Consider the following 20255-nt stretch of genomic DNA (forward strand, 5'->3'; position numbering starts at 1 on the left):
GAATGCTCCTCTCAAGATTCTTTCATTTTTTCAGCAATTCGTAATTTTGCCGATCGGGCACGACGGTTGTCATCGAGCTCTTCGACGCCAGCCGTAATCGGCTTGCGTGTAACGAGTCGAAGTTCCGGCTCCATTTCGACGGGAATCATCGGTAAGCCCGGCGGAAGCTCGGGTAGTGATGATTTTTCTTTAATTGCCTGCTTACACATGCGATCTTCGAGTGAATGGAACGTGATGACACATAGACGTCCACCAACTCGTAATACATCAATTGCTTGGTGTACCGCACGGTCAAAGACGTTTAATTCGTCATTGACGGCAATCCGGATTGCTTGGAACGTCCGTTTCGCAGGGTGACCACCTTTGCGTCGTGCAGGTGCTGGAATCGCATCCTTGATCAATTCAACGAGTTCGAATGTCGTCTCGATCGGTCGCTCTTCCCGCGCTTTTTCGATTTTACGCGCAATCTGTTTCGAGAACTTCTCTTCCCCGTATGTAAAGAAGATACGTACGAGATCATTGTACGGCCACTCATTGACGACTTCGTAGGCAGAAAGTGGAGAAGATTGATCCATGCGCATGTCGAGACGTGCGTCGTGATTGTAACTAAATCCCCGTTCCCCTTCGTCTAGTTGTGGTGAAGAGACACCGAGATCGAATAAGATGCCGTCCACTTTCTCGACGCCATGTGCTGCTAGTTGATCTTTTAAATAAGCAAAATTACTCTTTATTAAAGTAAAGCGACCTTCATACGCCGCGAGACGTTCTGCTGCATGAGCGAGTGCGACATCATCTTGATCAAATGCATATAGATGACCAGTCGTCAATTGTTTGACGATCTCTTCGCTGTGTCCTGCTCCGCCCAATGTACAATCGACGTAAATACCGTCGGGTTTAATCGCGAGTCCTTCGATTGACTCCCATTTCAATACTGTTTCATGCTCAAACATGTCCTGCCTCACCTTTCACTGTCCTTGAAGGACGTTACTCTTTTTCAATGTATCATATTCTCTCGTGAAAACGTTACGAAAATGAGACAGTTTTCTTGATTTATTTAACTTTTGTGTAATTTTCGCTAAAAAAACGAAAAAACCTGCTTGTTTCAGCAGGTTTAGAGGAAAATCTTCAGTTGGTCACTCGTATTCGCTTCATAGGCTTTCCTTAAGTCCCGAACAAAATCAGGACCGTGATGATTCAACCACGGTAAGACAGAATGAATCCGTTCTTGTGGCGCTCCATCCGGAAGCAGATGGTAAGCTGTCTCTTTATATTGCCGCGTCTGTCGGTCAAACTGACGTTGATCTTCTGCCAGCAGACTAGTGATCGATTGTTCGAGTTGCTTCTTAATCTTCTCACTCTTGCTCGAAGTCCGCAGTAGATCGTGCTCGAGCGAGAGGAACTCGGAGACAAAACTATCTTTTAGCATCGTCGCCGTATGCAAACGCCCTGTCATCTTCTCTTCTGAATAGACCGGAATCGGAACGCCTGATTGAATGATTTTTTCAATCGATACATCCAGTTTTGCGAGACGTTTTTCGTCGCTACGGCGCACAAGTAATCCACCCATGCGGGGAATCAATAGTGGCATCGTCCAATTCAGATGATGGAAGAGCGGTCGTAAGCGTGTCCAGTAGGCTAATTCTCCTGGACCACCGATATAAGCAAGCGTCGGGAACAAGTAATCCTGCATCAACGGACGCGTGACGACACTATTTGAGAAACGCTCCGGACTAGCATACAACAACGCAATCAACTCAAGCTCTGTATAGTGCTTACCTTGTTTCGTCTCAAATCCGTCTACCGTTGGATAAAGTAACTGACGACCATGATCATCAATGAAGAGATGTGCCGCTTCCTCGTTCAAGAATGTATCGGGTAATTCGGTCGTCTGTGCAATCCCATCCGTCAGAGCCTGTCTGAATTCTGCGTTGTCTTGAATCAATCGTTCAAAAAACGGAATTTCAAGTTCACGGACCGCTTGTGTATCAGCATCAAAGAAGACGACATCAAAATCGATCAGTTCACCGATTAATTGTGAAAAGAACATCCCGTATGATGTACATTCCTCAACGAGCTGCTTCAGACGCAAGACTAATCGTTTTGTATGCACCGTCTCTGGCATTGCTCGGAACGTCTCTTCAATCATTTCAAGAAGTGCTAACTGATCAAAAGAGAGTCGACTGACTGAGCGGGCAATCGATTCTGCCGGTGCAATCGCAATCTTTCGTGTTTGAAAATCTGCTGTTGGAACATAAACATGGTTAATTTCATCAAAATCGTGATCTTCGGTCGCGAGCCAAAAAATCGGAACGACAGGACGTCCGAGCGTCGCCTCCGCCTGCTGCGCGACCTTGAGACAGGTCAATAATTTATAGATGGCATATAATGGTCCGCCAAAAATGCCGGTTTGTTGTCCTGTAACGACCGCTTGGGCTTCACCCGTACGAAGCTTTGCGACGCGTTCCCGCAACCGCTCCGTCATGTTCGGATTTTGACGTTCGAGTTCGTCCGTTAACGTCGCGAGATGCGGATAGTGACGTTCCTCGAGTAAACGACTTCTCGACTGTAAACCGCTCTCCCCCATGTGGTCGACATATGTTAAGAATTCTTCTCGTGAAGCACGATGCATCAACGAGTTATCATCATATAAGGCTTCAAATGGTTGTACCTTCAAACAAAATCCCTTCTTTCTTACCTAACTGGTCAGCTGATGAACAGTTGACGTATACCAAGCACGAATAATACGAAATGAACAGGTAATGCCAGCAAGATGATAATCCGCCAACTATGTCGAATCATTTGTCTCAAATCGACATCGAGTTGTCGAATCCGTTGCCAGAGCGCATTTAACGCAAAAACCATCAGCACGGCGATGACGATCCATCCCAGATAGTTCGTTCCGGTCAAGGCGATCAACGCGACATGAATCGCATAAAGAACGATGAACGTTCCAAAATCGAGTGCAAAGCGAACTGCCTTCCCATGCTTTCGAAACAGAAGTAGAAAGATGAGATACAACGCAATCAGGCTGAATAAAGGAAAAATGATGAAGACCGTCACTGCGGACCCTCCCTCTGTTTAATCTGTTCATAATAAAAAGATAAGCGTGGTGTCGCAGTCGTCGCTTGACGTAACGCATACCCGAGTATCGGTTCTACTTCTGTTTGTCGTCCGTTTTCAAAATCTCGTAACATGGAAGAACGATTTTTGCTCGTATTCTCCATGATCCGCTCAATTTCGGAATAAGTAATGTCATGGTGCGGGAAAATCGTCCGCATCTCGTCAAACAATTGACGGGCTTCTTGTCGATAAGGCATTTCAAGTAAGCATCCATTCTCGACGCCGTAATAGGCAGTCACTGGATTGATGACGACGTTAATGAACAGTTTCGTCAATAAGACAGCTTCCATATCTGATTCGAATTCAAAACGTAGTTGTTTTGACGATAAGTCCGAGATCGCTTGGTTGCCGTAACGGATGCGCCCTTTCCCAGTATGTTTGACTTCAAACGGCGCCGTGCGCATGGCACCATGCTCGACGACACCGAACAAGACATGCGGCAATCGCTCTTTCCACTGCAGATGGTCCATCCCGTTCTGCAGAAACATGACGGGACACGTTAGCCGTTCTAATATTGGAATCACACTTTTTATATCATACGACTTTGTCGCAACAAACACCAAGTCTTCTGACTCGAGTCGATCAATCTTCCGGACTCGTACGAGGCGACTCGCTTGTCCGTCTCGAATGACCGGTCTTTCTTCTTCTTGTTCTTGTCGTGTATAAAGCGTGACTGAATGTTCTTCCGATAAATAGGAGGCAAGCAATAAACCGATGGCTCCCGCGCCAATAATCCCAACGTTCATCTATTCATATCCCCTTTCATGAAAAAAGCGACCTTAAAACCGATTTCTCGATTTGAAGGTCGCTTTTATACCGATCAATCAGCTTACTTGCTGACGATTTCTTTACCTTTGTACGAGCCACATGCTTTACAAACACGGTGTGAAAGTTTCATTTCACCACAGTTTGGGCACTCGACCATACCTGGTACACGGAGTTTGAAATGAGTACGGCGAAGACGTTTGCGTGTTTTCGACGTTCTGCGGAATGGTACTGCCATCGTTGTCCACCTCCTTGAAAAAATACACTCGCCTTTACTTCAGAAATCAGGAATCCTGATCTTTTTTAAAGAACTGAGCGAGACCCGCGAGTCGCGGATCGATTTTTGGTTCGGTTTCCTCTGGATCTTCTTCAGAAAGAATCGTCCAGCCTTCCCCCTCAACCAACTGATTCTCTTCATCATCCCCATGCACTTGCACTGGCACATGAAGTAAAATCAATTCTTGCACGAGCGGTCGAAGATCGACCGTATTCCCGATCGGTACGTTGATGTCATCTGCTTCATTCGAAACAGCATCGACTTCGAGCAGGAATGGCTCGATGGATTCAATCTCGAATGGATAAGCGACGTCACTCAGCGTCCGGGCATCCGGAAGCGTCATTTCGCCGGTAATCCGAAGATTGAATATTAATTGATTCGATGTAAACGATGCATTTGCACGAACGTGCACAGGTTGCACCGCCCGGATATCCGGATGGAGGGCGACTAGCTCATTGAGCTCGATCGTCTCGTTAACCTGAAGTTGACCCAGATTGCGCAATTTATTCAATTGCATCAGGGACCATTTCATCCGAATCACCTCAATTGCAACAATATGAATTATAGAGAGGACATCTTGTTTTGTCAATGTTTTTTCTTTACACTGAAATCGCTAGAGAACGAACACTTTTGGACGTCTTTATCCATATTACCGCACTTAATTCGGTTTGCAAAGGAGAAAGTTTTCATGAGGATGACAGCTATCATTTCAGAGTACAATCCGTTTCACAATGGACACTATTATCAAGCGACTACAGCACGACGGGAAACGGGTGCCGATGTCATCGTCGCTATCATGAGCGGGACGTTCATGCAGCGAGGGGAACCCGCATTTACGGATAAATGGACACGCGCTCAAGCAGCGGTTGCAAGCGGTGCTGTTGATCTTGTCCTCGAACTTCCCTTTTATTTCGCCGTCCAGCGTGCAGATCGTTTTGCGCGTGGTGGTGTGACGATTGCCGAGACGATCGGTTGTCAGTCACTTTCGTTTGGAAGTGAGTGCGGAGAGATTGAACCGTTTCTACATGCCGCATCAGAGCAGATCGAAGAGACACCTGCCTACAAACAAGCATTACGCGACGGATTAGCAGCAGGTCTCTCTTCTGCCCACGCTGCCAGCCAAGCCTTCAAGAGCGCCTCACAGACGCTTGATTTGACGCAGCCGAACAATACCCTCGGTTATTATTATGCTCGCGCTGCAAAAACACTTTCGCTTCACACGACGCAGCGAATCGGAAGTGGCTATCATGATCTATCAACTGGAGATATCATGAGCGCCACCGCGATACGCGCTCATTACCAGACCCATGGTCAGTTGCTCGCGCTTCCCGTACAGACGGAGGATGTCTTGACAAACGCTTCTTTTGCTAACTTCTCGCACTATTACCCATCGATTCGCCAACGTCTATTAACGACACCCCTTTCAGAGTTGATACGGATTGCCGGAATCGATGCTTCGTTAGCACCACGACTCGTGGAAGGGGCGAAACAAGCAGTAACGTTCGATACCTTTTTGAATTACGTCAAAACACGCCGCTATACGCGAACTAGCCTGCAGCGTGCCCTGATCTATCTGTTGACGACAACGACAGCAGAGGAGGTCGCACGGATCGATTACGACCATGTTGATTTCGTTCGCCCCCTCGCCTTTTCAGAACAAGGACGACAGGCACTTAGAATCATTAAAACGCGGACTCCCGTATTCAGTACGTTCACGAATCACCCTTGGCTAACGAAAGAAAGCCAAGTGACAGCTGCATACGCACTGCCCTTGGCTCGCTACGACGCGTTGCTCGAACACCGTCACTTTCCTTATTTCGCTGGAAGTTCTTCTAAATAATCAATCGCATCTTCAACTGTCTTAATCGGAACGAGCTTCATGTTCGTTCCGAGTTTTTTGATCGATGGTTTTGCTTCTTCGTAGTTCTCCCCTGCTGGTACGAACATGATTTCTGCTTCTGCCTCGTCAGCAGCGACAACCTTTTGCCACGCCCCACCAATCGGTCCGACCTTTCCACCTTCTTCAATCGTTCCCGTACCGGCGATTTTATGCCCTTTTGCCAAGTCCCCTGGAGTCAATTGATCGTAGATTTCAAGCGTGAACATCATCCCAGCAGAAGGTCCTCCGACGTCTTCGACGCGAAATTCGATCTCAGGATCCGTCGTCACGTTTGAGATTGGTAACGGTTCGTAAATACCAAGTCCGACTCGTTTGACCTCTTTTGATAACTGGTCCACTCGAATCGTCGTCTTCTTGACTTCCGATTTACGCGTGAACTGAATCGCAACTGGCGTTTTCGCTTTTTTTGCTTGAATTGTTTTCATGAATTCCTCAAACGATGCTACCTTTTTCCCGTCAACGTCGGTAATACGGTCTCCTGCCTTTAGTTTCCCTTCAGCTGGACCACCCGGAATGACACCGGATACGTAAACCCCTTTGAAATCAACATCGACCTTTTGATCTGCTAATTCATATGCTTCAATCGTCGCGTTATGTTGTGCTTCTTCCATGTACAGCTTCTGACGCGTTTCATACTGTGCGTCTGACTCGCCGTCATAGAGATAATCACTTACACTCGATGTTTCTGAAAACGACAGGAATAGGCTTTCCATAAGGAAATAGGGTGTAGCCCGACGTTGCGCGATCGTCAGCATCATTAAGTCTCCTGGTTCCTTATCGCCTCCAGACACATCAATCAAGTCTTCCGTCGACGTTGCATCACCTGGATACGAGATGAAATAAGGAAGTGGTACGAAAAATACGATCAAGGCAGCGATGATCGCTGCTAAGGCGGGTTTCCAAGCTTTCATCACAGTTCTCCTTTCGTATATTTCTGACGTAACGCTTCTTCGACTGAAGGCGGTACGAGGTCGGCAACCGAAGCGCCATATTTGGCAGCTTCCTTGACGATCGAAGAACTTAAGAAAGAGTACTGATTATTCGTCATCATGAACAGTGTTTCGATTTGATCGTTCATCTTCTTGTTGATGGATGCGACTTGCATTTCGTATTCAAAGTCCGAGACTGCTCGTAGTCCACGGACGATCGCAGTCGCACCGACTTCCGCTGCGTAATCGACAAGTAGACCATTAAAGGAGTCGACCTTGATTTGCGGTAGATGAGACGTCACATCGGCAATCAATTCCATCCGTTCTTGGACCGAAAATAATGGCTGCTTCGAAGAATTGTTCAATACGGCAACGATGATCTCATCAAAAATCGGAACAGCACGCTCGATGATGTCTAAATGTCCGTTCGTGATCGGATCAAAGCTACCTGGGCAAATGGCGATTCGTTTCATACGTGGTCTTCCTCCGCTTCCATGAATTCGTACAACGTGATCGAGATGACAGCGGAATAACGAAGTCGACGCACGACTTCAAGCCGTCCGATCTGATCCGGTAATTCAACAGCAGAGTCATGTTCACACACGATGACACCATTGTCCGTCAGCATATCATGCTGTTCTATGTATGTGACATGTTCGGTCAACCGTTCTTTAGCATACGGCGGATCTAAATAAATCAATTTGAATGGTTCCTCAGACGCTAGTTCAGCTAAAGCGACGGCGACATCTTTTTTTAACACACGTGCTTGATTCGTATAATGTGTCGTTCGTAAGTTATCTTGGATCGTTTGGACGGCTTTATGGTGTTGATCGACGAAAACCGCTTCATCGCATCCTCTTGAAAGAGACTCGATACCAAGACCACCACTCCCCGCAAACAGATCAAGTGCTCGCCCTCCGTTGAAATAGGGTCCGATGACGTTAAATAATGATTCCTTGACCTTATCCGTCGTTGGTCGTGTCTGATCCCCCGGTACTGCTTTTAGTCGTGTTCCTTTCCGTTCCCCTGAAATGACTCGCATTTCCTTCATTCCTTTCAAAAAAGAAGCGACGAGGATGTCCTCATCGCTCCATGGATTATGCTTCTTCTGGCATTTTGCCTTTTTTGTTCGCGAACGTCTCCGTGATGAACGGTCGTTCTGAACGTTTAATCGATTCGACGAACGGGAGAGTCGAAATGACTTCCATCACCTGTTCATGCTGATCTAAATCGACATACAGATGAACGTATCGTTCACGTTTAGACGTAAAGTAGACGTTCCCGTAACGGCGTAATTGACGGGATGCTTTCATCGCATTGACATAGACGATGAGTCCCACTCGTTCCTTGATCACGCCAGCCTACCCCCTTCATCTTCGTTATCCGCTACAGCTACAGCTGCCACCGGTCGAACAACCTCCGGCACACCCTTGGTCAAAGAACGGATTTCCCGTTGGTACTTTGATTTGCGGTGATACTTCTCCAGCAAGTTTCAGACTAATTTGTCCAAGTAACGTCTCGAGTTGTTTTTCCGCTTTTTTGAACTGTGCGACTTCCTCTTGTAAATCCAGTCGCCGTTTGACTTCATGAACCTTTTTCGTGATCGTCTGATAGTCAGGATGATAACGTCCAAATCGTTGTACGAGTTCATAGTCCTCCTTGACTTGATGGAAGTCACGGATGACGGACTGTGCCTCTGCTGACTCTTGCTGTGCTTGTTTCGCACATCTATATGCTTGCCCCGTTTCACTTTGAGCGAGAGATCGAATGAGGTCTTCCGCTGCGTTGATGAGGTCAATCGTCTTATCGGTATATATCACAACGAATCTCCTCCTTAACTTTACCATCTTATCATAACATTTCTCTCCCTCCTAGCCTGTTGAATTGTGTATAATTTGTTCAGAAGGAAGGAATGAACTCTATGCAACTGCTCTCTTTTAATATGTTCCGGACGATTGGAATCAAGACGGAACATGCCAAATCAGATTATCACTTTGATTCCTTAAAAAAAATCGAACAAGCGGATGTCGTCTTGTTCCCGGAATATTGGCAAATCCACTCAATCATCTATGGTATGAAAAAGCCGATTTTTCCATCTGCTGCTACGTTCCATTTAGGACATGATAAAATTGAAATGACGCGGATTTTTCAAACCGTCATTCCAGATAACATCCCCCGAACAGGCATCTACGGCAAAAATGAATTCACCGTCGAACGTGTCTTACGTGAATTTTCGTTTCCGTTCGTCGCAAAGACGGTTCGGAGTTCGATGGGACAAGGTGTCCACCTCATCAAAAATGAAGCGGACTGGAAAAAATACACGGATACGCACGAGACATTTTATATTCAGGAGTATATCCCGAACGAGAAAGATTTGCGTATCGTCGTCGTTGGCGATCAAGTCCTCGCTGCGTACTGGCGCGTCGGTGGTGCCCAGTTCTTAAATAATGTCGCTCAAGGTGGTGTCCTTGACTTTGATGATGTGCCACAAGATGCGATTGATTTCGTGCTCGCGCTAGCGAAACAGCTCGATATCGATCACGCTGGTTTCGATCTCATCATCCGTGACGGGCAATGGTACGTTCTTGAGTTCAACGTCTTCTTCGGTGGCGAAGGACTCAATCACCTCGGCATTCATGCACCAGATACGATTCTTGAATACGTCGAACGAAAATATGGAAGTTCATGAATTCTTCAAAATGACTTCACATCTTTTGCGTCACCATTTCATTCATTATGGTATGATAGTTTGGAAAGACTAGTATCTACTAGCAAACTGGGGTATAGGGGGATTCAAACATGAAGTTTGAACAATATGGTATCGAAGGCAAGGAACTGAAGTTCGGTCTTCTCGAAACAATCATGGACCATCACCGTTTCGTTCGTGAAGGACAGTGGGATTACGAACGTGCGATGTATGACATGAAGTACGAAAAACAATCAACGGGTGAAGTATTCTACCTACGTGTTCCAGTCTATGCGATTCAGGGTGAGATTGAAGATCGTCATGCTGTCGTTCGAATGATGACACCACTTCTCGGTAAACACTACTATCCACACGGTGTCGAGTATGATGAAACGTTCCCTCCGGAAATCGTTAAGGATTGCGAACGTCGTTTAGCAGCATTGCTCGAAACACTCGAAAAATAAGTTCTACATGTAGAGGTTCCCATTAGGAGCCTCTATTTTTTTATTCTTCATCCTGAACAAAAAAAGCCAATGACCTCGCATCCGAAGTCATTGGCACATCTGTCTATCTAATCGTAGTTATTAGACGTACACGTCATTCCTCTTAACGCGCGACGAATTGCACGTAAGATACAACATCGTCTCCGAGCTGAATCCCAAGCTGCTCGCGTACGTGAAGATAGAGTGCGTGAAGTGATGTTGCCGGTGCATCTACCTTTACACTAAAAGCAATCTCTTCCCGGTCCATCCGTTTGATCCGGGAATGGTTTACGCCATAATCTTCGATCGCACAAGCAAGTAATTCCTCGATGGCTTGAACAGAGACGGTAACATCTCCTTGCATGTACTCTTCATAAGTCATCTTCCTTCACTCCTTTGCTAATTGTGTGACCGAAGACATGACCTCTTCTAAGTCGACCGGTTCATCCGGTGTCTTCGCCATCGAAGAGATAGCCCGTACTTTATTCTCACGGTCTAAAATGAACATTTGTGTTCCGTGTGTCACTAAGCCACTCTCCGCCTTCGAATAATAGAAGTTCAACTGACGTGTCAACCGGTCGATGACGACCGAATCTCCCGTCAATACCTTCCACCCCTTAGCATCTGCTTCAAAGTTCGAAGCATACTTCTTCAAGACTTTTGGTGTATCGACTTTCGGATCAACCGTCACAGCCACGAGTTCGACGTCACTTCCATATAACTCTTCACTCCGTAACTTTTTCTCGAGCTTCCGGTAATCATTTAACGTCAACGGACAAATATCAGGACAGTTCGAGTAGAAGAACGTCAATACTTTGACCTTTCCATCTTCCGAATTGAATGATTTTCCGTCTACAGCATTCGTTAATTCAAATGGCGTCGGTTCAGCGATGACAGGTAACTTTTCTTTCATGAAGAAATAATAATATCCCCCGGCTGCCGCAACTAAGATAAGGACGACGGCAGCGACCGTCAAGTAACTATTCTTTTTCAAGTTGGCTCCCCCTTAATGACTCCAGATCGCCCGGAATACGTTTGTCGTCTCACCCGGATCGTAGACGACATATAATAAGCAGTACACGATGACACCAGTAATAGCTGTCAAAAACCAAACGATCGAGGCAACTGGTCCGATTTTACGGTGACGCGCGAAGTTTTTCTTATACGCGTGATACAGTGCCATCAATCCGAGCACCCCACCTGACGTCGCAAGTAGGATATGGAAAATCAAAAATCCTGTGTAGTAGGCTTTGACGGATTCCGGACCGCCAAAAGCTGTGTTACCAAGCAAAATCGTCCGCAAGGCATACATGATGAAGAACAGTAAGGCAAGTGCAGCAGCAATTGTCATCACGGTTTGGTGAGCTTTCATGTTACGACGTGTCTGGGCAATCAAGAACCAGCCAATCGCTACGAAAATCGCGCTGATGACAATCAGCGATACACAAATCAACGGCAAATAACTCATGTTCCAACTTCCTCCAATTTAATCCGCTTTTGGTGTGAAGGACATCCCTTCATCCACGGCAGTACTTTTTGAACGGCGCACCCATGTAAAGAAGGTCAGTCCGAAGAATAAACCATAGACGAGTTCTTGACCGAGCTTCATGAGGACACCACCAAAGCGTTGGTCCTCTAATAAGTCATCTGTCGTTCCAAGCAATCGTTCCAGATTCAATCCACTTAAATCATTGTTCGGTAAACAGTAAGCGAGTACTTTCGCGAATGTCGCCGGATCCTGATAAGCTTGATACTGGAAACTTTGACTGAAGATCATGAACGCACAGGCTGGCGTCAACAACACACCATTCGCAACGATATAGACCATTTTCTTCAAGTCAGACAAACTGTCATCCTCATTGACAGGTGCAATGATTGGATACCACATCGTCATGCTCAAGAAAATCAGCGTGCCATGGAACAGACGGTGAACGGTATAGTTCGTTAAGACATAATCAAAAATAAATGGCATGTGATAGAACGTAAACAAGGCATTAAAGACGACAAGTGCAATCAACGGCTTGATGAAGAACTTTAAGATCTTCCCAAGGTACGGTGTATCGAACAAGCGCTTATAAAGCCACTCTGGTATCGCAATCAACAAGAGCGGCGGTGCGACCATATAGACGAATACCATCTGCAACATGTGTGCAGAGAAGGTGATATGCGCTAGCAGGTCTAACGGACTTCCAAAACCGATGTAAAAAACGATCAATGCCGCGAGCATCGAAAACTTTTGCCCAAGCGTTGTTTCCGGCTCATCCGGACGACGCAACTTTTCTGTCACGACAGCATATAGGATATACAATCCAACGAGTATCAACGCATAATATGGACTCCATAAGACAGTCCATTCGAATTGCGAAAGTGCTCCCCTTAAATTGCCTAACATATTTTTTCACCCCGTTCCTTTCTCTTACAAACTAAGATTACCGTTCCCCTATTTCATTGTAAAGGTTTCTCATAAAACGATTCCAAAATAAAAGACCATCCTGCTAAACGTTAGCAGAATGGTCACAATTCTTACCAGATCAAAAGACGAAGTGTTGCAACGATCGTCAAGGCGACGAAAATGCCAAGACCCATCATGACTTTGATCCATGTGTTGCCTTTGTTGTTCATGTGCATGAACATGTAAAGCTGAAGATAAACTTGAACGATTGCCATGATGATCAAGAACCCACCAGCTGCCCAGTGTGGCATGAGATCAGCCATGACAGCGCCAAAGGCGATAAGCGTCAAGAAAATCATGAGTGCGAAACTGATGAGTTGCAGTTGTGTCTCACGACCACGCTCTGCTTTCATCTCAAGCTCGATTTGATTGCGCGTAAGTTGCGGTTCGTGTTTTTCCATCTTATTTCACCATCCCCATGAGGTAGACGACTGAGAAGATAAAGACCCAGACGACGTCAATGAAGTGCCAGTAAAGACTTGAAACATAGTACTTCGGCGCATTCACGACTGTAATGCCACGGTTCCAGTTCCGGATGAGCAAAGTCGAAATCCAGAGAAGACCGAACAAGACGTGCGCACCGTGGAATCCAACGAGTGTATAGAAGGCAGAACCAAAAGCACTCGAAGTGAATGTGTGACCGATGTGATAGTAGTGATTAAACTCGTAAATCTCACCTGCTAAGAAGGCTAATCCAAGTACAAGCGTGATGATCAACCACATTTTCATCTTCTTCACATCATTACGTTTCATCGCCATCATCGCAAGAACACTTGTTAATGAACTTGTAAGGAGAAGCATCGTCATGATGAAGACGAGACCCATTTCGAAGATGTCATAACTGCGTAATCCTTCTTTTGCACCGGAGTTATGAAGTCCGATGTATGTTCCGAAGAGAGAGGCGAACAAAGTCGTCTCTCCTCCAAGGAAGAACCAGAAGGCTACATATTTATTCTTACCCTCAAGTGTTGCTTTTTCAACATGATCCGGAATACCCGTGATTGGGTTATTCGGTACTGTATGATGACCCATCTTACTTCGCCTCCTTTTCTGCTTCAAGGCGTAGATCTTCTTCGACGACTGATTTCGGGATGTAGTATCCTTCATCGTCAATCCAAGAACGGAAGAACATCGCGATCAATGTCATCGCAAGACCAATCAAGGCAACGACGAGACCAACAGTTCCATAGTCTAGGCGAAGAATGAATCCGAGACCTGCAAGGAATAGACCGACTGACATGACGAATGGCAAGATCGTATTGTTCGGCATGTGGATGTCGCCGACTTCTTCCGATACAGAAACTGTTTTGTTTCCTGCCATTTTTTCGAGCCAATACGTATCCAAACCTTTGACGAGTGGAATTTGTGCGAAGTTGTACTCTGGAGTTGGAACTGGAAGTGTCCACTCAAGTGTACGGCCATCTCCCCAGACGTCGCGTTTTACGTATTCTTTTGACATCAATGCTGCTGCAATCGAGATGACGAGCACGATCGTCGATACACCCATGAAGGCTGCACCAATTGACGAAAGTAAGTTCATTGTCTCCCAGCCTTGGTTTGGCAAGTACGTGAAGACACGACGTGGCATACCTGTAAGACCGAGAATGTGTTGCGGGAAGAACGTCAAGTGGAAGCCGATGAAGAACAACCAGAATTGAATTTTCCCCCAGAATTCGTTGAGCTGTTTCCCGAACATAAGTGGGAACCAGTAGTAAAGACCTGCGAAGAGACCGAAGACAACCCCACCAACGATAACGTAGTGGAAGTGAGCTACTACGAAATAACTATCGTGATACTGGTAATCGGCAGGTGCTACTGAAAGCATGACCCCTGTCATACCACCAACAAGGAATGATGGAATGAATGCGACCGAGTAAAGCATCGCGACTGGGAATGTCAATTTACCGCCCCATAACGTAAAGAGCCAGTTGAATATCTTGACCCCTGTCGGTACAGCGATCGCCATCGTTGCTACTGCGAAGATCGCGTTCGCAACTGGTCCAAGACCAACTGTGAACATGTGGTGGACCCATACCATGAATCCGAGGAAACCGATCAACATCGTCGCAAAGACCATCGTCGTGTAACCGAAGAGACGCTTACGAGCAAATGTAGGAATGATTTCAGAGAAAATACCGAATGCCGGTAAGATCAAGATATAAACTTCCGGGTGACCGAAGATCCAGAAGAGGTGTTCCCAGATGACGATGTTCCCGCCCGCTGCCGGGTCAAAGAAGTGCGCTCCGAAGAGTCGCTCAAACGTCAAGAGGAACAATCCGACCGTAAGTGGTGGGAATGCGAAAACGATCAAGGCAGAAGCAACGAATGCTGTCCATGTGAAGAGCGGCATCCGCATCAACTTCATACCTGGTGCGCGCATGTTCAAAATTGTAACGAGGAAGTTAATCCCCCCCATAAGTGTACCGAAACCTGAAATCTGAAGACCTAAGGCATAGAAATCTACACCGAGAGACTCAGGTACAGTTGAGAGTGGTGCGTATGCTGTCCATCCTGCGTTCGGTGCAGCGCCGAAGAACCAAGAGAGGTTCAGTAAAACTCCACCGAAGAAGAACAACCAAAAACCAAGTGCGTTCAAGAATGGGAACGCAACATCACGTGCCCCGATTTGAAGCGGTACTGCCGCGTTCATATATCCGATCAACATCGGCATCGCTGCCAAGAAGATCATCGTCGTACCGTGCATCGTGATCAATTGGTTAAAGAGTTCACCGCTGACGAAATCGTTCATCGGTTTAATCAATTGAAAACGAATCATTAGGGCTTCTACGCCACCGACCAGAAGGAAGAACAATCCAGACATGATGTAGAGAATCCCGATTTTCTTATGGTCGACTGTCGTTAGCCAGTCCATGATGCCGCTTTTTTTCTGCGGCATACCCATAGTATGTGTCCCCACTATGATTCCCCCTTAAAAAATTATTGGAGCTTTTTGTCCAATAGATAATCTGCCAATTCGCTCAATTCTTCATCGCTGATCTGATCTTCAGAGAATCCAGGCATTTTCGTACCTTGTTTCTCTTTTTGAGGATCGCGAATCCATTTTTCGAGGTTCTCTTTATCATGGTCGAGGTAACCCGCGATACGTTGACGGTCACCGAAGTTCGTCAAGCTAGGTGCGACTTTCCCGCCACCATGACAGCTGAGACAGTTCTGAGCATAGACTTTCTCACCAGTCGTCCAGTTCTTTTCATTCTTTTTATCGAGCTGTTTCGTTTCTGCTTCTTTTGTAGATTTCATGTCTTTCAACCACTGATCGTAGTCATCTTGTTCCATCGCAACGACTTTAAAGTCCATCAATGCGTGGGAAGGACCACACAACTCAGCACATTTACCGTAGTACGTGCCTGCTTCTTTTGCTTGTAACCACATTTCATTCTCAAGACCTGGGTTCGTATCTGTCTTACCAGAAAGAGCTGGTACCCAGAATGAGTGAATGACGTCTTTAGACGTCAAGTTGACAGCAACACGCTTACCGACTGGGATGACAAGTTCTTGTCCTGTCGAAACACCTTTATCTGGGTATTCGAATTCCCACCAGTAGAGGTTTGCTGTAACGTTGATTTGTTCGTTTTTCTTCGCTTCTTTTGCATCTGCAAGTTCAACCGTTGTTTTGATCGTCGGAATTGCAAGAACGATCAAAAGAAGAATCGGAATGACTGTCCAGATGATTTCAAGCGTATGGTTCCCTTCAACTTGCTTCGGAACCGTGTTATCACCTGATTTACGACGGAATTTCATAAGTACGTAAATATAAATGACGGCTACGATCGCAAGGACGAACAACATGACCCACAAGCTAAGCTTGATGATCTCAAGTTGCATTTCAGCGCCTTCTCCGCGAGGCTGTAGCGCAGACAATTCCGGAATTCCACAACCTGATAACATAAGTGCCATCAAGCCGATTGGAAGAAGCCGGAAGAGCATTTTTACTGATTTTTTCACAACCATCCCCACTTTCTTTGTCCCCAATTTTGTCTTTCGTAATGGTGTACGTGAATTATGTCAAATCGTTTTAGAGAGAAACGAGTACGACCGTCACGATCCAAGCCGTGAAATAAAAGAGTGAGAAGAAGAACATCTTCGACGCCCATTTAATTTCGGCTTGTTCATCTTGGATCTTCAGACCTTTCAGTCCCATATAGAGCCAATATCCACCGAGCAATGCCATGACGATCATGTAGATGATGCCATAGTGTGCTAAGAGGAGTGATGATGGAATGAGTACTGCAATCCACCATACAATTTGTCGTTTCGTGATCGCGAATCCGTTTACGACAGGTAACATCGGGATACCTGCTGCCCGATACTCCTCTGTCCGTCGCATCGCGAGTGCAAGGAAATGTGGTGGTTGCCACACGAACATGATGAGGAATAAAATCCACGCATCAATGTGAAGCGTCGGAGTGACTGCCGCAAATCCAATGATTGGTGGCACAGCTCCTGAAATACCACCTACGACTGTATTGATCGTGTGTGTCCGTTTTAACCACATCGTATAAATCACGACGTAAACGAATGATCCGATCAATCCGAACACTGCCGCCACATGGTTGACGATCAACAATAATACCGTACCGGTCGCAAGAATACCGAGTCCTAGTGCGAGTATCCGTTGTCCATCCATCTTCCCAGTAACGCTTGGTCTTCCCATCGTCCGTTCCATCTTGTAATCGATGTCCCGGTCAATGTAGTTATTGAGGTAGCAACTTCCGGCAATGACCAATCCACTCCCGAGAAGCGTCCACAGTAACATCCACTTGGTTTGCCATAAATACAACAGGACATCATCCGTTATGTACGATGCTGCTACGACATACCCTGCGAAGACCGTAATCAGATTGGCACGAACAATCCCCATTTTTGCTAGGGTAATATAGTCCTTGAATGTTGGCTGATCCGCTTGCTCGATCGCCATACCCAGTGCCTCTCCAGTAACTTTCGCCATGCTGTTCCCTCCTTTTCACCGTCTGCTTCCGTTTAGCACCTAGGCTTCACGTAATTTCTTCACAGAAATAACACAGACATGCCACGAAACGCCCTTTTCTCTATAAAAGATACCACATATTCAGGACCGTGACGTATGAAAATACTTTCGACATAATGAACAAAATGTGAAATCTATGTGATTTTCATCACAGTTCACCATATTTACCTAATACTAGAATAGCGTTGTTCTAAAAGATTGCAACCCTTTCAGGACTTTTTATGCGATACTAGTCCTATGGAAATCCATGTATTTCGTATTTTTTTAGAAAGGTGGTGTCCAAATCTTGAATCGAAAACTTTCGATGTTTTCAGCCTTCGTCACGTTTACGATGATGATCGTCTTGCTGATGGGCGGGACGGTCACAAAAACAGATTCAGGCGATGGTTGCGGAACGGATTGGCCACTCTGTCACGGGGAACTCATTCCGACGAACCCAAGTGTTGAAACGATGATTGAATATAGTCACCGTGCTGTAACTGGAGTCGTTGGACTCTTAATCATCGCCTTATGTCTCTGGACGCTCGTTGCTTTCAAGGATCGGCTCGATACGAAGATCTTCGCGTTTCTTGCCTTCATCTTCATGTTGATTCAATCGATCGTCGGAGCTGGAGCTGTCGTTTGGCAACAATCGGACCTCGTCATGGCGTTACATTTCGGTATCTCCTTGATTTCCTTTGCTTCGCTGTTGATTTTGACGTTGTTGATCATGGAGCGTCCTGGTCAGGAATTCAGGGAATCGGTCCCAGCATTCTTGCGGAAGCTCTTATACGGTCTACTCATCTATACGCTGATCGTCGTCTATACCGGTGCTTACGTACGCCACGTCGGCGCTACATATGCTTGCGTTGGTTGGCCGGTCTGTTCTCAACCGTCCATGACGTTTGAGGCGTGGGTGCAGATGATTCACCGGATCATGGCAGGATTATTGTTCCTCTTCACTTTATTTGTCCATGTCGTCGCGATTCGTTTAAAACACCGGACGACAACGATCGGAATGGCGTTCGCGACATTCTTCATCACGTGCCAAGTTGCTACAGGTGCTTGGATCGTCCTTGGTGGACACGCGACGTATGTCCCGTTACTCCATGCTTTCTTGATTACATGTTACTTCGGTGTTTTATCTTACCTGACGTATCATGCATTCCGAACGCGCAAGGCAAATAGTCGTCTTCAATAAGATCGTAAAAAAAGGATGTTCCTCGGCCGAGGAACATCCTTTTTTCATTTAAACCGAGCAATCGCACGCTTCCGTGCTTCATCGTGTGCAACAATCGGTTCTGGATACCCATAATCCTTGCGCTGCTCAGCAGTCGGTTCATGAATGTACTGCTTTGATAAATCCTTGATTTCCGTGACGTACTTTCGAATGAACTCCCCGTCTTTATCGAATTTCTTCGACTGTGTCGTTGGATTGAAGACGCGGAAGTACGGAACGGCATCCGTTCCGACTGATGCTGCCCATTGCCATCCTCCGATATTCGATGCTGCTTCATAATCGACGAGCTTCTGCTGGAAATACTGTTCACCCTTCTGCCAGTCAATCAACAAGTCCTTCGTCAGGAAAGAAGCAACGATCATCCGCAAACGATTATGCATCCACCCGGTTTGATTCAATTGCCGCATCGCTGCATCAACGATCGGATAGCCAGTCTTGCCTTCACACCACGCTTTGAATCCCTCGTCATCTTTCTCCCATTCGATTTCCCGATATTGCGTATTGACGGCTTGTCGTTTCGATTCTGGGAAATGCATCAAAATCATATAGTAGAATTCTCTCCAAATCAGTTCGGTGATGAATGTTTGCTTTCCTTTTGATTCTTTTGCATCTTGAACAGCTGCATAGACGGTTCGAATGCCGATTTCTCCAGTTCGTAAATAACGAGAGAGTAAACTCGTGCCATCAACTGCCGGAAGATCACGATTCTCTTCATACGATTCAAGTGATTGTTCGACGAATTTCTTTAAGCGTTGTTTCGCTTGCTTCTCACCAGGATGGAAAACTGCTTCCGATTGTGCTTTTTTGAAATAGGCTTCAATGAAACTATTGTCGTGCTGACGCTTTTGATAATGATCCCGCAGCGTTTGCCATTTCACTTCATATGGTGTAGGAATATCTTTTTTCATGAATGCATTCTTATATGGCGTGAATACTTTATAGAACTTTCCATCCTGCTTTTTAATGTCATGCGGGTGAAGCAGATGACGATCTAGTAAACGTTCTGTCTGACGATCTCCTCGCTTCTTGATGATGCCTTCATCTCGAGTCTTGAACGGTTCGACATATTCAGCATTAAACAAGAGAATATCTGCGTCATCGGTCGCGTCTAAGAAAGTCTGCTCGTCACCCTCGATAAAGCGAATCGGCATTTCCTTTTCCCTACAAGCATCTGAAAACACTTCGAGCGCTTGAAAGAAATACTGTTGGCGTGCTTCATATTCCCCGATGTAATCTGGATTGAGCCAAAAGACGAATTCTACCGTCGCCTTCGGATTTTCTTCTAGTAATTCAATGGCACGTGCCAACATGTGGTTATCCTGAAATCGAAAATCACTTCGAACCCAACAAATAATGTTCAATCGTATCCTCTCCCACTACATATTGAATGAAAAACAGGCAGCCCGCCGAGCGTGCGCCT

Annotated in this window: 25 protein-coding genes; 4 read left to right on the forward strand and 21 right to left on the reverse strand. The window is 46.0% G+C overall.

Annotated elements, in window-relative coordinates; genetic code table 11:
- Nucleotides 1–11: 11 nt before the first annotated feature.
- The 6 genes from rsmH to K6T22_RS11180 all read right to left on the reverse strand — a co-directional run bounded on the left by rsmH (nt 12) and on the right by K6T22_RS11180 (nt 4694).
- On the reverse strand, nt 12–950 hold the full coding sequence (gene rsmH / locus K6T22_RS11155) for a 16S rRNA (cytosine(1402)-N(4))-methyltransferase RsmH (protein WP_053453855.1): 939 nt from the start codon (nt 948–950) through the stop codon (nt 12–14).
- A gap of 161 nt (nt 951–1111) precedes the next feature.
- Nucleotides 1112–2674 (reverse strand): bacillithiol biosynthesis cysteine-adding enzyme BshC, encoded by a 1563-nt coding sequence (gene bshC / locus K6T22_RS11160; RefSeq protein ID WP_238237221.1) that lies wholly within the window; start codon nt 2672–2674, stop codon nt 1112–1114.
- A gap of 29 nt (nt 2675–2703) precedes the next feature.
- Nucleotides 2704–3060 carry a DUF3397 domain-containing protein gene (locus K6T22_RS11165; protein ID WP_238237222.1) on the reverse strand — a complete coding sequence of 119 codons (357 nt, stop codon included), beginning with the start codon at nt 3058–3060 and terminating at the stop codon, nt 2704–2706.
- Nucleotides 3057–3866, reverse strand: a complete 810-nt coding sequence (locus K6T22_RS11170; protein ID WP_238237224.1) for a ketopantoate reductase family protein — start codon at nt 3864–3866, stop codon at nt 3057–3059. The genes K6T22_RS11165 and K6T22_RS11170 overlap by 4 nt, the downstream gene beginning before the upstream one ends.
- A gap of 83 nt (nt 3867–3949) precedes the next feature.
- A complete protein-coding gene (gene rpmF, locus K6T22_RS11175) occupies nt 3950–4123 on the reverse strand; it encodes a 50S ribosomal protein L32 (RefSeq protein WP_012370841.1) in 174 nt (57 codons plus the stop codon).
- 46 nt (nt 4124–4169) lie between these two features.
- Nucleotides 4170–4694: a YceD family protein gene (locus K6T22_RS11180; RefSeq protein WP_029342150.1), complete on the reverse strand. Its 525-nt coding sequence runs from the start codon at nt 4692–4694 to the stop codon at nt 4170–4172.
- 156 nt (nt 4695–4850) lie between these two features.
- Here K6T22_RS11180 and K6T22_RS11185 point away from each other — a divergent pair, with 156 nt between their 5' ends.
- Nucleotides 4851–6002, forward strand: coding sequence for a tRNA(Met) cytidine acetate ligase (locus K6T22_RS11185; protein ID WP_238237226.1), 1152 nt, complete (start codon nt 4851–4853; stop codon nt 6000–6002).
- Here the strand turns inward: K6T22_RS11185 and K6T22_RS11190 are convergent.
- Genes K6T22_RS11190 through K6T22_RS11210 form a run of 5 tightly spaced genes read right to left on the reverse strand, consistent with a single transcriptional unit; the run spans nt 5975 to nt 8811 of the window.
- Nucleotides 5975–6973 (reverse strand): SepM family pheromone-processing serine protease, encoded by a 999-nt coding sequence (locus K6T22_RS11190; RefSeq protein WP_238237227.1) that lies wholly within the window; start codon nt 6971–6973, stop codon nt 5975–5977. The two genes, K6T22_RS11185 and K6T22_RS11190, sit on opposite strands and share 28 nt — an antisense overlap.
- Entirely contained in the window at nt 6973–7464 is a 492-nt protein-coding gene (gene coaD / locus K6T22_RS11195) for a pantetheine-phosphate adenylyltransferase (protein WP_029342153.1), read from the reverse strand. Before coaD ends, K6T22_RS11190 begins: the two co-directional genes overlap by 1 nt.
- Nucleotides 7461–8042, reverse strand: coding sequence for a 16S rRNA (guanine(966)-N(2))-methyltransferase RsmD (gene rsmD, locus K6T22_RS11200; protein ID WP_283205682.1), 582 nt, complete (start codon nt 8040–8042; stop codon nt 7461–7463). The genes coaD and rsmD overlap by 4 nt, the downstream gene beginning before the upstream one ends.
- A 46-nt stretch (nt 8043–8088) precedes the next feature.
- Nucleotides 8089–8346 carry a YlbG family protein gene (locus tag K6T22_RS11205; RefSeq protein ID WP_023468818.1) on the reverse strand — a complete coding sequence of 86 codons (258 nt, stop codon included), beginning with the start codon at nt 8344–8346 and terminating at the stop codon, nt 8089–8091.
- Nucleotides 8347–8370: 24 nt separating this feature from the next.
- Nucleotides 8371–8811, reverse strand: coding sequence for a YlbF/YmcA family competence regulator (locus K6T22_RS11210; protein WP_238237236.1), 441 nt, complete (start codon nt 8809–8811; stop codon nt 8371–8373).
- Nucleotides 8812–8912: 101 nt separating this feature from the next.
- Between K6T22_RS11210 and K6T22_RS11215 the strand changes: the two genes are divergently transcribed.
- Together K6T22_RS11215 and K6T22_RS11220 are read left to right on the forward strand one after the other, a co-directional pair.
- Nucleotides 8913–9680 carry an ATP-grasp domain-containing protein gene (locus K6T22_RS11215; protein ID WP_238237237.1) on the forward strand — a complete coding sequence of 256 codons (768 nt, stop codon included), beginning with the start codon at nt 8913–8915 and terminating at the stop codon, nt 9678–9680.
- A gap of 110 nt (nt 9681–9790) precedes the next feature.
- Nucleotides 9791–10141 (forward strand): YugN family protein, encoded by a 351-nt coding sequence (locus tag K6T22_RS11220; protein WP_035406760.1) that lies wholly within the window; start codon nt 9791–9793, stop codon nt 10139–10141.
- A gap of 142 nt (nt 10142–10283) precedes the next feature.
- Here the strand turns inward: K6T22_RS11220 and K6T22_RS11225 are convergent, their stop codons facing one another.
- The 9 genes from K6T22_RS11225 to cyoE form a co-directional block, all read right to left on the reverse strand.
- Nucleotides 10284–10541, reverse strand: a complete 258-nt coding sequence (locus tag K6T22_RS11225; protein WP_238237238.1) for a hypothetical protein — start codon at nt 10539–10541, stop codon at nt 10284–10286.
- Between the two features lie 6 nt (nt 10542–10547).
- Nucleotides 10548–11153 carry an SCO family protein gene (locus tag K6T22_RS11230; protein ID WP_238237239.1) on the reverse strand — a complete coding sequence of 202 codons (606 nt, stop codon included), beginning with the start codon at nt 11151–11153 and terminating at the stop codon, nt 10548–10550.
- Between the two features lie 12 nt (nt 11154–11165).
- Nucleotides 11166–11627, reverse strand: a complete 462-nt coding sequence (locus tag K6T22_RS11235; protein WP_023468824.1) for a DUF420 domain-containing protein — start codon at nt 11625–11627, stop codon at nt 11166–11168.
- Between the two features lie 18 nt (nt 11628–11645).
- Nucleotides 11646–12551, reverse strand: coding sequence for a cytochrome c oxidase assembly factor CtaG (ctaG, locus tag K6T22_RS11240; protein ID WP_238237242.1), 906 nt, complete (start codon nt 12549–12551; stop codon nt 11646–11648).
- 131 nt (nt 12552–12682) lie between these two features.
- On the reverse strand, nt 12683–13012 hold the full coding sequence (locus K6T22_RS11245) for a cytochrome C oxidase subunit IV family protein (protein ID WP_029342160.1): 330 nt from the start codon (nt 13010–13012) through the stop codon (nt 12683–12685).
- Between the two features lies 1 nt (nt 13013).
- Nucleotides 13014–13643, reverse strand: a complete 630-nt coding sequence (locus tag K6T22_RS11250; protein ID WP_238237244.1) for a cytochrome (ubi)quinol oxidase subunit III — start codon at nt 13641–13643, stop codon at nt 13014–13016.
- Between the two features lies 1 nt (nt 13644).
- Nucleotides 13645–15513 (reverse strand): cytochrome c oxidase subunit I, encoded by a 1869-nt coding sequence (gene ctaD / locus K6T22_RS11255; RefSeq protein ID WP_029342162.1) that lies wholly within the window; start codon nt 15511–15513, stop codon nt 13645–13647.
- Nucleotides 15514–15548: 35 nt separating this feature from the next.
- Nucleotides 15549–16580: a cytochrome c oxidase subunit II gene (gene coxB, locus K6T22_RS11260; protein WP_238237245.1), complete on the reverse strand. Its 1032-nt coding sequence runs from the start codon at nt 16578–16580 to the stop codon at nt 15549–15551.
- A 64-nt stretch (nt 16581–16644) separates the two neighbouring features.
- Nucleotides 16645–17577 (reverse strand): heme o synthase, encoded by a 933-nt coding sequence (gene cyoE / locus K6T22_RS11265; protein WP_238237247.1) that lies wholly within the window; start codon nt 17575–17577, stop codon nt 16645–16647.
- A gap of 325 nt (nt 17578–17902) precedes the next feature.
- Between cyoE and K6T22_RS11270 the strand changes: the two genes are divergently transcribed.
- Entirely contained in the window at nt 17903–18796 is an 894-nt protein-coding gene (locus K6T22_RS11270; RefSeq protein WP_238237248.1) for a COX15/CtaA family protein, read from the forward strand.
- Nucleotides 18797–18840: 44 nt separating this feature from the next.
- Here the strand turns inward: K6T22_RS11270 and K6T22_RS11275 are convergent, their stop codons facing one another.
- Nucleotides 18841–20196, reverse strand: coding sequence for a cryptochrome/photolyase family protein (locus K6T22_RS11275; RefSeq protein ID WP_283205683.1), 1356 nt, complete (start codon nt 20194–20196; stop codon nt 18841–18843).
- Nucleotides 20197–20255: the final 59 nt, after the last annotated feature.

The sequence above is a fragment of the Exiguobacterium acetylicum genome (assembly GCF_022170825.1).
Taxonomy (GTDB): Bacteria; Bacillota; Bacilli; order Exiguobacteriales; family Exiguobacteriaceae; genus Exiguobacterium_A; species Exiguobacterium_A acetylicum_B.

What these genes read in the sequence shown, in the direction of transcription:
- ctaG (WP_238237242.1), bottom strand. Translation starts at nt 12,551, where the DNA reads ATGTTAGGCAATTTAAGGGGAGCACTTTCGCAATTCGAATGGACTGTC.
- K6T22_RS11190 (WP_238237227.1), bottom strand. Translation starts at nt 6,973, where the DNA reads ATGAAAGCTTGGAAACCCGCCTTAGCAGCGATCATCGCTGCCTTGATC.
- K6T22_RS11220 (WP_035406760.1), top strand. Translation starts at nt 9,791, where the DNA reads ATGAAGTTTGAACAATATGGTATCGAAGGCAAGGAACTGAAGTTCGGT.
- K6T22_RS11250 (WP_238237244.1), bottom strand. Translation starts at nt 13,643, where the DNA reads ATGGGTCATCATACAGTACCGAATAACCCAATCACGGGTATTCCGGAT.
- cyoE (WP_238237247.1), bottom strand. Translation starts at nt 17,577, where the DNA reads ATGGCGAAAGTTACTGGAGAGGCACTGGGTATGGCGATCGAGCAAGCG.
- K6T22_RS11170 (WP_238237224.1), bottom strand. Translation starts at nt 3,866, where the DNA reads ATGAACGTTGGGATTATTGGCGCGGGAGCCATCGGTTTATTGCTTGCC.
- rpmF (WP_012370841.1), bottom strand. Translation starts at nt 4,123, where the DNA reads ATGGCAGTACCATTCCGCAGAACGTCGAAAACACGCAAACGTCTTCGC.
- coxB (WP_238237245.1), bottom strand. Translation starts at nt 16,580, where the DNA reads ATGGTTGTGAAAAAATCAGTAAAAATGCTCTTCCGGCTTCTTCCAATC.
- rsmH (WP_053453855.1), bottom strand. Translation starts at nt 950, where the DNA reads ATGTTTGAGCATGAAACAGTATTGAAATGGGAGTCAATCGAAGGACTC.
- K6T22_RS11235 (WP_023468824.1), bottom strand. Translation starts at nt 11,627, where the DNA reads ATGAGTTATTTGCCGTTGATTTGTGTATCGCTGATTGTCATCAGCGCG.
- K6T22_RS11225 (WP_238237238.1), bottom strand. Translation starts at nt 10,541, where the DNA reads ATGACTTATGAAGAGTACATGCAAGGAGATGTTACCGTCTCTGTTCAA.
- K6T22_RS11245 (WP_029342160.1), bottom strand. Translation starts at nt 13,012, where the DNA reads ATGGAAAAACACGAACCGCAACTTACGCGCAATCAAATCGAGCTTGAG.
- ctaD (WP_029342162.1), bottom strand. Translation starts at nt 15,513, where the DNA reads ATGGGTATGCCGCAGAAAAAAAGCGGCATCATGGACTGGCTAACGACA.
- rsmD (WP_283205682.1), bottom strand. Translation starts at nt 8,042, where the DNA reads ATGAAGGAAATGCGAGTCATTTCAGGGGAACGGAAAGGAACACGACTA.
- K6T22_RS11215 (WP_238237237.1), top strand. Translation starts at nt 8,913, where the DNA reads ATGCAACTGCTCTCTTTTAATATGTTCCGGACGATTGGAATCAAGACG.
- coaD (WP_029342153.1), bottom strand. Translation starts at nt 7,464, where the DNA reads ATGAAACGAATCGCCATTTGCCCAGGTAGCTTTGATCCGATCACGAAC.
- K6T22_RS11180 (WP_029342150.1), bottom strand. Translation starts at nt 4,694, where the DNA reads ATGAAATGGTCCCTGATGCAATTGAATAAATTGCGCAATCTGGGTCAA.
- K6T22_RS11185 (WP_238237226.1), top strand. Translation starts at nt 4,851, where the DNA reads ATGAGGATGACAGCTATCATTTCAGAGTACAATCCGTTTCACAATGGA.